The 12,054-nt window shown below is 48.3% G+C and carries 11 protein-coding genes; 4 read left to right on the top strand and 7 right to left on the bottom strand.

The features are described 5' to 3' along the window. Nucleotides 1-32 precede the first annotated feature (32 nt). Nucleotides 33-977 (top strand): FecR domain-containing protein, encoded by a 945-nt coding sequence (locus PF479_RS04940; protein WP_298002938.1) that lies wholly within the window; start codon nucleotides 33-35, stop codon nucleotides 975-977. Here PF479_RS04940 and PF479_RS04945 read toward each other — a convergent pair. The 6 genes from PF479_RS04945 to PF479_RS04970 all read right to left on the bottom strand — a co-directional run bounded on the left by PF479_RS04945 (nucleotide 963) and on the right by PF479_RS04970 (nucleotide 6,119). Beyond that, complete coding sequence (locus PF479_RS04945; RefSeq protein WP_298002940.1) at nucleotides 963-2,375, bottom strand: hypothetical protein; 1,413 nt, start codon at nucleotides 2,373-2,375, stop codon at nucleotides 963-965. The two genes, PF479_RS04940 and PF479_RS04945, sit on opposite strands and share 15 nt — an antisense overlap. A 66-nt stretch (nucleotides 2,376-2,441) precedes the next feature. Beyond that, nucleotides 2,442-2,990: an AmmeMemoRadiSam system protein A gene (amrA, locus tag PF479_RS04950; RefSeq protein WP_298002943.1), complete on the bottom strand. Its 549-nt coding sequence runs from the start codon at nucleotides 2,988-2,990 to the stop codon at nucleotides 2,442-2,444. A gap of 12 nt (nucleotides 2,991-3,002) precedes the next feature. Further along, nucleotides 3,003-3,827, bottom strand: coding sequence for an AmmeMemoRadiSam system protein B (gene amrB, locus PF479_RS04955; protein WP_298002946.1), 825 nt, complete (start codon nucleotides 3,825-3,827; stop codon nucleotides 3,003-3,005). Between the two features lie 5 nt (nucleotides 3,828-3,832). After that, the gene (locus tag PF479_RS04960) at nucleotides 3,833-5,218 is read right to left on the bottom strand and encodes an NFACT family protein (RefSeq protein WP_298002948.1); all 1,386 of its coding nucleotides are present in this window, start codon (nucleotides 5,216-5,218) and stop codon (nucleotides 3,833-3,835) included. Beyond that, nucleotides 5,215-5,784 carry a macro domain-containing protein gene (locus PF479_RS04965; RefSeq protein WP_298002952.1) on the bottom strand — a complete coding sequence of 190 codons (570 nt, stop codon included), beginning with the start codon at nucleotides 5,782-5,784 and terminating at the stop codon, nucleotides 5,215-5,217. The genes PF479_RS04960 and PF479_RS04965 overlap by 4 nt, the downstream gene beginning before the upstream one ends. Next, entirely contained in the window at nucleotides 5,781-6,119 is a 339-nt protein-coding gene (locus PF479_RS04970) for a hypothetical protein (protein WP_298002955.1), read from the bottom strand. Before PF479_RS04970 ends, PF479_RS04965 begins: the two co-directional genes overlap by 4 nt. 111 nt (nucleotides 6,120-6,230) lie before the next feature. Here PF479_RS04970 and PF479_RS04975 point away from each other — a divergent pair, with 111 nt between their 5' ends. Continuing rightward, complete coding sequence (locus PF479_RS04975) at nucleotides 6,231-9,137, top strand: hypothetical protein (RefSeq protein ID WP_298002958.1); 2,907 nt, start codon at nucleotides 6,231-6,233, stop codon at nucleotides 9,135-9,137. A gap of 11 nt (nucleotides 9,138-9,148) precedes the next feature. On the opposite strand, the gene PF479_RS04980 is transcribed toward PF479_RS04975, so the two are convergent. Continuing rightward, entirely contained in the window at nucleotides 9,149-9,721 is a 573-nt protein-coding gene (locus tag PF479_RS04980) for a hypothetical protein (protein ID WP_298002960.1), read from the bottom strand. 667 nt (nucleotides 9,722-10,388) lie between these two features. Here PF479_RS04980 and PF479_RS04985 point away from each other — a divergent pair. Both PF479_RS04985 and PF479_RS04990 read left to right on the top strand, forming a co-directional pair. Continuing rightward, nucleotides 10,389-11,465, top strand: a complete 1,077-nt coding sequence (locus PF479_RS04985) for a substrate-binding domain-containing protein (protein ID WP_298002964.1) — start codon at nucleotides 10,389-10,391, stop codon at nucleotides 11,463-11,465. A gap of 78 nt (nucleotides 11,466-11,543) precedes the next feature. Next, on the top strand, nucleotides 11,544-11,978 hold the full coding sequence (locus PF479_RS04990) for a hypothetical protein (protein ID WP_298002967.1): 435 nt from the start codon (nucleotides 11,544-11,546) through the stop codon (nucleotides 11,976-11,978). Nucleotides 11,979-12,054: the final 76 nt, after the last annotated feature.

The raw sequence follows: 12,054 nt of genomic DNA on the forward strand, positions 1-12,054 counted from the left end.
TGAATACTTGCCAAAGGTGGGAGAAGCTTAAAATGTCATTCAAGTTCAGATACTTATTCATCATCCTTATCACTCTGGGAGCCGCCGTCGTTCAGGCGGAAAGTTCTGCCGAAATCGTGTATGCCGAAGGGGAGGGATTTACCATTGTCCGGAAGGGTCAATCCCTTTATTACGACCTCTATGAAAGCTCCGTTGAAGGAATGATTCTTCAAGGGGGAGACCTCGTCCTGACAGAAGAGAGTACCTGGGTAGAAATTCAGATAGGAGGATCGGCCACCCTCATTAAAATTGCCGAGAATACGACTTTTACCCTCAAGTCCCTTCAGAATGAGGGGGGAATCTTCAAGGTTTCCTACGGCCGTGTGAGAGCCCGGGTTGAAAAGCTCATCGGGGATACTCCCTTCTGGATGGAAGGTGCGGATACAGTCGCGGGAGTCAGGGGGACAGATTTCGGATATGATCTTTTTTATGATGAGGCTTCTCCTGAAAAGAAAAATGTCAGCGTCTACTGCTTTGACGGGAAGGTTGAGGTTGTTCGCCGCCTGGAGACTCCCGAAGGGGAGGACTTTCAGGCTGATTCGTCCTTTGAAAAGGGAAAAGAGAACACTTCTACCGTGATTCTGAGAAAAAACGAAATGGTTTCGGTGTACAGTGAAGATAGAACCGCCCCGCTGGACAAAAAAAGAATACAATCAGAGGTGAAAGAGTTCTGGGAAATCAATGACTTTAATTATGAGCCGGCACCCGAAGCAAAAACCGCGTCTCAGGGCAGTTTTCAAACCTTTCATAATGATGCGGATCTCCTGAGAAGAGGGGCCTTATATTCCTCAATCACGGGAGCCCTTATTGTCGGTGCGGGTTTAACGGCTTATTGGGGGGCAGATGATATTAATACAGGCATCGGTCTCTCCGTGGTGGGGTCATCCCTTATTACCGCCGGAGGCTACTTTCTGATCCGCTCTCTAATCATCCCCTAGATCTTTGAGGCTGCGTTCCATCCCCACAATCAGCCAGTTTCCTTTTTTCTGTTCTTCCAGGGTCAGAAGGTCTCTGACCAGGTATCCGACGGGAGGAATGGGCCCGGTGTTCTCTATATCCTCGGAGCTGCCGGGCATCCACTTTTCATAGTCGACTCTGAACCGGGAATCTCCCATCTTCTGGATATCAACCAGAGCCACACCATAAAGACTTGTCCCTGCCTCCAGTGCAGGCCTACCAGAGTCCACCCATTCTCCGGCGTTGATGACACCTGTTTTCCCCTCATATCCCAGGCGAACCCTGGAGGTCACAAAGAAGTTCATGACTTCATTCAGATCGCCCTTGCCTATTTTTTTATCGATGCAGTCTTCCATGAGCTCCTGATCCATGCTGTTAAATCCGGCATAGTAGGCTTCCACTACCTCCAGGGGGGCCATTCCCAGAGTCATCGGGGGTTCCATAGATTTTTTGATGGGGGTGCTGATCATGACTCCTATCAAAATAATAACCGCCGCCGAGATCATGTAGACGGTGCTTTTCCGTCTCCAGATCTGCCGGCGCTTTTGATTTATTTCTCCCCGCTGGGTCAACTGTGAGGCCCGGGCTTCAATACTCTGCCGCTCTTCGTCCTTCAGGGGGTTGAGAGCCCCCTCAATTTTCCACAATTCCATTACCTTGATCCATTTTTTAAGAAGACCCTGTTCTCCCTTGAAGGAGAGGGTCAGCACATCGGCTATTTCTTCTTTCAGTCCGGGAATCATCAGATCCGGGCTGAGGGCCGGCACTCTTCGCAATTGTTCATTCCGGTTGTCCTCTTCGCTTTCAAGAGGTGCATAGGGATGACTTCCCCTGAGAATGCTGGCTGCGAGGAGGGCCGTGGTAAACTCCAGACCTTCCAGACCGGACCGATCGGGATGGTTGAAGGGATACCAGTGATTCATCCTGGTCTGCTCATTATCGCTCTTGCGGATAAACTCCATCAGACTGTTGGGCAGAAGAAGAATCCTGCCGTCTTCGAGAAAGACCCAACCCCGGGAGTAAAATCCCTGGTAAGGACTGTTCTTGTCCCTGAGGGATTGGAAAATCCGGATCATTTTCTCAAGTTTTTCCCGATCGAGATCCTCTGCTGAAAATTCCCGGCCCTTGAGAGGAGGGCCGTAGAAGATCATGCTTCCCTTTTCTTCGGTCATGCCTTCCAGTTTCCAGGGTTCCATTCTTCCTTCCGAATCATAGATCCATCCCGGCTCATTCTGGAGAGCCGAAATGTCGACGGATCTGAATATCCTGGAACTCAATCCACTGAAGATTCCAGTATAGTCCTTTCCCTCAATGGTCAGGGGAATCAGGTCGTTTATATTCTGCTCAGTTGTAGTCATGGGGGCTCCCTGGATTTTCATTTCTTCATCACCTTGGTTAATATACTAAATAATGCCCTGGGAGGCATTAGAGAAAGCTTGAACTTTCTAAGCTTGCGGGTAGACTCTGGCTGTAAAACGGAACAGTGTATAGCTGCCCGTCTGCCAGAAATCCGAGCTGAGACCCGCCTTCCTGCAGAGCTGATTCATAAAGGTTTCCCTGTTCCAGTTCTGCTCAGTCGCCACCTGAGGGAGAAACAGTCCCTGTCCCCGGGGGGCCTTCAGAAGGGCGCCGTGTTCTCCCATCCTCAGTTCATCCGGACTTGATGCTTTCTCCATGGGACTGAGCAGAGAAATCTCTAGATCAATCTCTTTCCACTCCTCTTCCTTCAGGGGTGAAAAGCGGAAGTCATTAAAGGCCGCCGATGCGGCTGCCTCCCTAATAGTCAGCTCGAGTGGTCTGTCGGATTGAATGTATCCGATACATCCACGGAGAGCGCCTCCCAGATGAAGGGTGACGAAAACACCGCAGCGGGGCATCTCAGATAAAAAAGCGGGAGCCGATGGTTCGGGGTGGGCAAAGGAACTCCCGATTACTCCATGAATCCATTGGATCAGTTCGTTCTGTTCTGCTGTGTTTAAATCCAGACCTGCCATAATAAACCTCCTTTAAGACCAGCTGATTCCTGCATAATACACGGCTTTTATTTCACCTCTGTCTGAGACTTCCGTTTTGGATTCACCCAGAATGACGGGAGATGAATCCTCAAAAATTCCCAGATCCGACATTAAAGTCATCAAAATACTCCCGCAGCTGCTTATCTTTCCTTCTCTTTCGAGTTCAAGAAGGGAGCTTTTCAGAGGCAGGCTGAGGTTCTCCATAAATGTCCGGGTTTCGACTTCTGTCTCCGAGGCCAGACCATAGCGGCTCATATTGGCCGACAGGATTATCAAAATCTTCTGCTTGTCAGTGAAGACTGTTTTCTTCAATAATCCGGCCGCCTTTTTCAGTTCTGACCGCTTGAGACTGCCTGCCAGGAGGGGAATGATTTCAATTTGTGGAAACAGAATCTGAATGAAGGGAAGCTGCAGTTCCAGAGCATGTTCTTCCATATGGGGTGAATCATTATAAATAAATAGATCTGACTTTTCTGCCAGGGTTCGGCAGGTTTTTCTGTCTACATCGACGAGTCCGAGGGGTGTCTCAAAATACTTTTTTTCACTCAGATAGAAGACCCGGCGGTCTTTTTCCCTGTGAACCGGTCCTAACAGTAGAATTTTATCCGGCTTGAAAAGCGATGCCGCTGCAAAGGCCGCCCCAATGGAAAGTCCTGTTTTCTCCCAGGTCCCGTGGGGGCAGAGGATCAGCTGTGCGTCTCCCGGGGGGAATCCGTGCAGGAGCTCATGGACTTTTTCCGACAGTTCCAGGGGAGTTTCAGGATAGAACAAGCCCCTCACAATGGGCTTACGGATCTCTTTTTTTAAAATATCCATCTTTCTCACACCTTTCCTTTCAGCCGATTTATTCTGGAGTCGTCCAGTTTCACAAACAGATTTTTTTCGTGGGTGGGCAGAACCAACCCTTTTTTCCCTTCCTTCGGTTTTCTCAGGTATTTCACCTGAGTGTAGTAGAGGTCGGCCGCACCCGATTCTTTAGACTTGCTGTAAAACAGGGCCAGGTTTCCCGCATCCAGAAGGACCTCCAGAGGGACCGTTTTTCCCCGGGGAAGGCGGATGAACACATAGGCCCCCGGAGAATCTCTGCTGTGCAGCCAGTAGTCGTTTCCTCTCACATATCGGCCCAGAAGTGATTCGTTTTCTTTGGCAGACCGTCCTACCAGTATGGTAAAAGTTCCCGATGTGAAACTCAATCCCGGAATACCGGGACCCGACTCTTTTTTCTGTTCCTTCACGGCGGGCAACAGGGCTTCCAGATCTTCCGGGTCGTCCAGAACCTCAAGATCTTCCAGATCCTTCTCTATCTGTGCCAGACGCATCCTCAGGTTTATGATCTCCTCTTCTCTGAGATCCCTGCCCCGGGAGGCCTTGCCAGCCTTCTTATAGTAGTCCTGCCCATTCGCAATGGCTGTTTTTGCCGGATCAAGAGGAATCATTTCGTCCGAGTCGGGGGTCCTGAATTCTGCCTGTCCCCGTTCTATCAGATGGGAATAGGACATCAGTGTATCCGCCATCCTCCTGTATTTCTCTTCATTCCTGTAATCATCCAGTTTCTTTTCCTGATTTTTCAGGCTGGCTTTGATGCTGTTTTGCCTGTATTCAAGGCTCCTGCGAAGCCTATCCTTCAAATCAGTGATTTTTTCCTCTTTTTCCCGGGTTCCATACAGTTCTTCCAGAAACTCACTGTAGCTGCCGAAGCCTTCTGGTAATAGGCGGGACTGGTAGTCTTTCCCGGGAGGCTTTCCCTCCTCTTCGGGCATAAAGAGTTCTCCCGGAATTTCTTTCCGGGCAGGCCGTCTTGAGAAGGCATCCAGGATCTTATCCTCATGATTGCAGAGGATCAGATTGGATGCTCCCCCCCAGAGTCTTATGTACAGTTTATCTTCCCGCTCTCCTTTCTTCAGATCAACCCTGATTATTCTGTCCGCACCCAGCTGCCGGGCTCCGGTCACACGGGCTCCCTTGATTCTGGATCTCATATAAGACGTGAATCGGGGAGGTTTGGAGAGAGAGGGGGGGCGGCCTTGTATCTCGTGGAGTCTGAGGCCTTTTCTGTCCAGACAGACGAGGATATTAAAACTTTTTCCCGGGCGGTGAAACTCTAGAATCAGCTGGGTGTAGCTGCACTGGCGGATATTCTGAAGGAAGGCTCCCTCCAGGGGCAGTTCTTCCAGGACCCGATTAATTTCAAGCCAGTTTAAGCTCATTCGATTGACTCAGCTGTCATCTCATTCGTAAGAGGTCTAATGGCTTCCAGGAAAGTGCTTTCTCCTGCGGATGAGAAAAAAACAAGAAGGACTTTTTCCGGAAACTTCAGGGTGGGAAGGGTGCTCTTCAGTGTTTCATAGACAGTCTGGGCCGCCAGTGATGGAGGATATGCGTACACTCCCGTAGAGATGGCCGGAAAGGCCAATATTTTAAACTGTCCGAGATCTGCCAGGGCGAGACAGTTCCTGTAGCACGAGGCAAGCACCCCGGGTTCTCCCGCGGTTCCTCCCGTCCAGACGGGTCCTACCGTATGGATTATCCCCCGGAGTTTCAGATCTCCCGGTTCTGTCAGAACCGCTTCGCCCGGAGGCAGTCCATGGGGGTACTCTTCATTCCTGACCCTGCGGCAGGCCCTCAGGAGAGCCGGACCGGCAGCCCTGTGAATGGCGCCATCCACACCGCCGCCTCCCAGAAGGCTGGAGTTGGCCGCATTGACGAGCACATCGCAGGGTATCCGGGTGATATCGCCGCAGATTGTTTCGATGCGTCCCTGTAATAATTTCATAGAAAGACTCCTGTCAGAAAAGCAGCTGCTATAAACAATCCGTTCAGGAGTGGGAGCAGCAGAGGCCTCTTTCTCCTGATACTTCTACGGGATAGAATAAACATCATCACAATAGGAAAACACCCGAAAAGAGTGTGAATGACAGGTGATTTTGCCAGTCCCGGCAAGCCGCTGATGATGGTGACCGGCAGTAAAATCTGGGACAGACCCATCAGCCATCGGTCAAAGTTCAGGGGCGGTCTGTTCTTTCTAATGAGTGTCCACGACCGGATGAGGAACAAAGAGTGAGTAAGGAGGAGCAGAATTCCTGCAATTCTATGGAATATTATGGTCATTTCAGGGTTAAATGTACATTTTTCGGATAAAAAATTCCATATCAGATAAATTTAATAAACTTAATAAAAGCTTCAATTTACAAACGGTTAGTATCTGTTTATTATAGTATTATGGTTAAACGATACATACTCATTGTTTCAATTTTAGCTTTAGTCGCTGTATCCCCTCTTTTTGCACAGGATGATTACAGGTCGCGCATCGCCGTTGTTCCCATGGAGAATGGTACGGGTCTTGAACAGTACAACCCCCTTTGCAGTACAATTACCGATACGGTCTCCCTGGTTCTGGAATTTCTGAAAGATTACAGAGTCCTTGATGAACAGGATGTCAATCTGGGCCGCCTGGAAAAATTGGACCTTGATAATCAGGAGCAGATCACTCAGATTGCCAATGAAGAAGGGATTGATGAGATCATATATGGCCGGATGGTCCAGGTGGACGGTGTTTTTCAGTTTACCATCTCCCTCTACAATGTGAACAAGGGCCGGATATCAAACACCCAGAGTGCAGAAGCCTTTTCCGTCCTGGAAGTCTTTGATGCGGGTGATGAACTGACTGAAGGACTCATTAGTCAGCTCTCGGATGTTAAGATCGCTTTTGGATCTATCAGGCTGGATCAGAAGGGCGGACAGGGAAACTACACAGTTAATCTGGACAGCTTTCCCCTGAGAAATCCGGAAAAGACCTTTAGAAAGGTTCTGAACGGACAATATGAGGTTTCCATTTCCCAGGAACGTCTTACAGGGCGTGAAGTGGTTTTTAAGGAGCTAATAGACGTCTTTGAAGAGAAAGAGACGGTGGTTGAGTTCGTGATTCCACCGGGAACACCCGAGGAATTTGTATGGATGGAAGAGGAGGGAGCGGCGCTTCTTGCTCTGGGTCAGAAAGAAGAGACCTTTGACCGGTTTATGGAAGAACTGACTCTCTTTCAGAATAAGACCCTGGCCCTTGAATATGACAGCCAACTGGAAGGACTCCGGCAGAACTACCTTGATCAGGCGGGAGAACTGGCGACCATTACTCTTCAGACGCGGATGGAAGAGGCGGACAAGACCTTTTACAGTAAGCGTGCCAAATTTGATGAAACCCTTCAGCAGTATGAAACGATTTCATCACTGGTGAAGACTGAATATGAGATTAAAACATTCAGCAGCTCCGAGGATCTTATCATCTCGGAACCCCAGAAAATCCAAATCGGGTCCAATGGATTGATCTATTTTGATGCCTTTGACAGTGAAAACCAATGTTTTCTATACGGCTGGAACCAGAAGGACGATTCTATCCTTTTCAGATCACTGAAAGGCAAGGAAGGCGAAGTCTACAAGGGAGATTTTACGACTTCCGGATGGCGCCTGTATCTCTGGGAACCCGGCTCCTCTCAAATTGAGGTTCTGGACAATGAATTGCAGACCCTCAGTACTCTTCCTGTTCCGGATCTGCCGGGAGGCATGACAGGTCTCAAGATTGCCCTGTCTCAAAATGGATTAGTCTATCTTGTTTCATCTTCCCAGATCCGTGTCATCGATACGACACGTGTATATGACGAAGCGGGAGAACTGATGCTTCCCGACCGCTACTATACCATCGAGGAAAAGCTGGGGGATGTGCTGACCAGTGAATCAACTTCCCCTGCGGATCTTTTCTTTGATCAGGCCAGGCACCTGAATGTCTTTTATCCGGAAACGGGCAGTCTGTATGTCTGTGATGAAAAAGGGAATCTTCTGAGAAAGATAAGCATTCCTGAATCCAGACCGGAATCCCGTGTCGCCATTGACAGTACAGGTTTTATCTATATCACTCTCTATGACCAGAACAGCATAGCCAAGTACACCCCCCTGGGAGAAAAGGTCACCAGCTACGGCCAATACGGCACTGATCCGGGACAGTTTTCACTACCCGTCGGAATCGCTTTGGACAAGGAGGGAATCCTCTATGTGGCCGACTCCTACAATGCCCGTGTTCAAAGCATGAATCCCCAGACTCCTCCTGTCATCTATCCGGAGATTGCCCGATACGGTGAAGATCTTGACCGGAGGATCGACAGAACCCAGGTCGCTGTCCGCAAAGACCGTGCCGCCCGGGGTGAGGTCAACTGGAAAACTCATACGGGCAATATCGTGACAACCTCATCCCTTCTAGGCTCAACTTTCGGGCTCCTGCTTCTGCAGGATTACTTCGGGAACAATGCTGCCAATGCCTATTATGATTACCAGACCAGTACAGATCCCGGTGAAATTGAAGACGCACGGGGAAAATCCGAGAGGAATACAATCTTTCAGGGCATTGCTGAAATGTCCTCTTATGCCACCATGGGTTTCGCAGCCGGATATGCCACGGAAACCCTTTTGAAAATCGAACTGGACAGCACTCTGACCCGCTACAATACAAGGCAGATTCAGAACCTGGATATGAATGACCTCTATGAAACAGATCCCAGCAAGTACCGCAGCATCCGGGCTACTTCGCGCATTGGTGTGTGGACCGGTATCGTTCCCCCTGTTCTGGGGATGATCGGTATGGCTGCATCGGCGGGAATGGCCAATGAGCAATCAATAGATTTGCTGAACTATTCTGTGGCGGGTGGAATCCTGATTCCGCCGATATTCTCCCATCTTCATGGAGGCCGTTTCAGCATGGGCCTTCTGATAGCCGGATTGTCTGCGGATGTCCTGGCTCTCTGGGGAATTGTTGAATCAGACGTCATCTCCTCGGGAGACTTTGAACCCTGGGGTGCCGACCGCTACAGCATCGGGAGTCCCGATACGGTGAGCCTGTCCCGATCTTTCGAGCGCATGGGAGAGCTGAAGGGGTTCTACCTCCTCAGTGCCGCCTTCGGCATTCGCCTGGCTGCCGGGATGTTTGATACCCGCTACGGATGGACCTATACCAATAACTATAACCGTTACAAAGCTGTCAGGCCAAAAGAAACGGAAACAACTGCCTCGGCTGATTTTAATGTAAGACCCTACCTGGATGACCGCGGCGGGATGGGACTGGCACTGAATATTTCATTTTGATCTTAACTGAATTATTCTTCTTCCAGTTCCCAGCCGATCATCTGGTAGAGTTCCCAGGCTTTGAAACGCTTTTCACTGACGACTTGAGCAACAGCTTTTTTTCGGATTGTATTGGATGTTGAAAAGCTCTTGTATGTGGAAAAGCTGTACCATCCGTTTCGGGGGCTCAATTTAATGATGACCGGACTTATAAATACAGTTGACGGTTCTATCAGGAAGGGTGCTGCATTAAAGTATTCTTCACGAATCTGACTTTCACCTCTTCCTTTTTTATAGCTAATTGAAAGGATAGCTTTTGGATCAAAGGCGTACCTCCCCGGTTCCAGAGGGATACTGGTGTAATCATGGCGGGGACTGAAGACAAGTGATTTTTGCTTGCCTGTTTCCTGATTCACAATTTTAATGGTGACACTGTTTGTTGTATGACCATTTCCGTTTCGGTCCATACCAAGGTCCCTTGTTACTTCTCCAGTTATCACAAAGAGAGATTCTGTAGGACTTCCCGGCAAAGGCAGTGAGGAACAGGCGCCGAAGAGCAGTATGATCAGTATTGTGGAGGAGATAATGGTCAGTTTGACTTTCATAGCATCCTTCTTAAAAAACGGGGGTTTATTTAATTCTGTCCTGTCAAAGGGCTTTTGTCAATTCAGAGAGAGCTTAAAAGGATTAAACCAGGGGCCGTTTTATCTTAAAGGTCGTATTTTGCCCGGCGGTACTGCTAAAGGTTAGCACTCCCTTATTGGCTTCCACTATATGCTGACAGATGAAGAGCCCCAATCCTGCATTTTCTTTACGGCTCTGACCAGGTACTCCTTCAAGGAATTTTCCATGGCAATTTCTTCCAACTTAAGAAGGGACACCCCCCAGATCAGGCATCCTGACATCCATAGGAATCAGATCAGGGTTCCATCCTGAAAGAAGGTTCATGACCTTCTGTGGATCTGTTGTGAATGTGACCCTTTAATTCTGAGAACTGAATATCTCAGAAAAGGAGAGGCACATCTCTTCTTCATCGTCTACAATAAGCACATGGGATGTCATAAAAGTATAATACGGGGCTGTCCTGTTTCAGCAAGTTTATATTCGGGCCTGATGAACGTCCTTTTTCTGCACGCCGGGGAGTATATTTAAAATCAGTTATAAGATAAAACAAATTTTAACTGTTTATTCACAAGGAAGATAAGGAAAAGTTTGTGTCTTTGACATGGGAATTGCGTTAAAATAAAGAGAAAATTATCTAAAGGAGTTACAATGAAAAAAGCGGCTATTATTCTGCTTTCTCTCGTGATGCTCGCTTCTATGAGCATGGGACTATTCGCCAACGGTCAATCTAATGGTGGAAAAAAGAAACTGAAAGTCGGTCTTTCTTTCTCTGACTTTGACACAGAAAGATGGTCTACAGAAGCTGATGCCATGGAAAAACTTTTCACCGAAGCCGGTGCGGAAGTTGTTATCCAGGTTGCCAACCATGATGCAAGACTGCAGAACGACCAAATTGCCAATATGATCACAGGTGGTGTTGATGTTCTTCTAATTGTTGCAGAAGACGGTGCTGCCGCGGCTACTGCCGTTGATGATGCCGCTGCGGAAGGCGTAAAAGTTATTGCTTATGACCGCCTGATCAAGTCTGCCAACCTGTCAGCCTATATTTCTTTTGATAACGTAGCTGTTGGTGAAGCCCAGGCTAAAGGGATTATATCCAGAGTTTCTAAGGGTCGCTATGTAATGCTCGGTGGATCTCCCACTGACAACAACGCTGTTCTCTTCAGAAAAGGACAGATGAATATTGTTCAGCCTCTTGTAGACAAGGGTGATATTACTATCGTTGCTGACCAGTGGGTTGAAAACTGGGATAATGCTATTGCTACAACAAAGATGGAAAATATCCTGACAGCTATAGATAATGGTGTTGATGCTGTTGTTGCTTCCAATGACGGTACCGCTCTGGGAGCTCTTCAGGCTATGAAAGCTCAGGGTCTGGCTGGTAAAGTTCCTATCTCAGGACAGGATGCAACTACTGCCGGATGTAAATCTATTGTTGAAGGTGATCTTTCAATGACAGTCTTCAAGGACCTTAGAAAACTGATGCCCCTGGCTGTTGAAACAACTCTGGCTCTTGGTCGTGGAGAAGCTATCACAGGTATGACCTCTTACACACTGAAAGAACTCACCGGTGATAACCTTACCGGCGAAGTTCCCTGCAAGTTCCTGAAAGTTATCTCTGTAGATGCTAAAAATGTTTACGAAGAAGTTATCAAAAGCGGATTCCAGAAATATGATGAAGTTTACAAAGATATTCCTGAAGACAAGAGACCTCCCCGGGTTTAATTCAGGGGCTCTTCCTCATCATTGCAGTTTACTTTGAAATTGCTTCCAAGAAGAAGACATCTTAACTATAATAGGGTTATGAAAGAAACGAACCCTGAGTTACAGAAAAAACTGAAAGATTCCCTCGGGATCGATGCGGCGGCCTGGTCTCTGGGCCGCCTCTTTTCTTTCCCTGGAAAACTCTCGAGCCCTGCCTGGGGCCTCTTCGCAATGGATGCCTCGGGGGACCTGCATTTTATACGCTTTCATCAGCAAAACTGGTATTCATCCCTGACTCAGTCAGGGGCTTCCGGAGGAAACAGCGACACCGGAGACATCCAGGTTCACATCTGTTTCCCTTCTGATAAGGCTCTGTCATTCAAGAAAATCAAGAAACGGGGATTCTTCAGTTTTCTGACAAGACCCTTTCCTCTGTATCATCTGGAACAGGAAGGATCTGAGGGGCTCGTCATCTTTGAACTGGAAGATCCGGATCTGAATTTTTTGACTCTCCTGGATCAGTTTTTCTCCTGATAAGGATTTCCGGTCGTTCTGCCGTGAATGTTAACCATAACGATCGTTTCTGCAGTCCGGATTACGTCTTCTCTGT

The sequence above is a fragment of the Oceanispirochaeta sp. genome (assembly GCF_027859075.1).
Taxonomy (GTDB): Bacteria; Spirochaetota; Spirochaetia; order DSM-2461; family DSM-2461; genus Oceanispirochaeta.

Coding starts and splice junctions, on each gene's coding strand:
- PF479_RS04940 (WP_298002938.1), top strand. CDS start 33: ATGTCATTCAAGTTCAGATACTTATTCATCATCCTTATCACTCTGGGA.
- PF479_RS04945 (WP_298002940.1), bottom strand. CDS start 2,375: ATGAAAATCCAGGGAGCCCCCATGACTACAACTGAGCAGAATATAAAC.
- amrA (WP_298002943.1), bottom strand. CDS start 2,990: ATGGCAGGTCTGGATTTAAACACAGCAGAACAGAACGAACTGATCCAA.
- amrB (WP_298002946.1), bottom strand. CDS start 3,827: ATGGATATTTTAAAAAAAGAGATCCGTAAGCCCATTGTGAGGGGCTTG.
- PF479_RS04960 (WP_298002948.1), bottom strand. CDS start 5,218: ATGAGCTTAAACTGGCTTGAAATTAATCGGGTCCTGGAAGAACTGCCC.
- PF479_RS04965 (WP_298002952.1), bottom strand. CDS start 5,784: ATGAAATTATTACAGGGACGCATCGAAACAATCTGCGGCGATATCACC.
- PF479_RS04970 (WP_298002955.1), bottom strand. CDS start 6,119: ATGACCATAATATTCCATAGAATTGCAGGAATTCTGCTCCTCCTTACT.
- PF479_RS04975 (WP_298002958.1), top strand. CDS start 6,231: ATGGTTAAACGATACATACTCATTGTTTCAATTTTAGCTTTAGTCGCT.
- PF479_RS04980 (WP_298002960.1), bottom strand. CDS start 9,721: ATGAAAGTCAAACTGACCATTATCTCCTCCACAATACTGATCATACTG.
- PF479_RS04985 (WP_298002964.1), top strand. CDS start 10,389: ATGAAAAAAGCGGCTATTATTCTGCTTTCTCTCGTGATGCTCGCTTCT.
- PF479_RS04990 (WP_298002967.1), top strand. CDS start 11,544: ATGAAAGAAACGAACCCTGAGTTACAGAAAAAACTGAAAGATTCCCTC.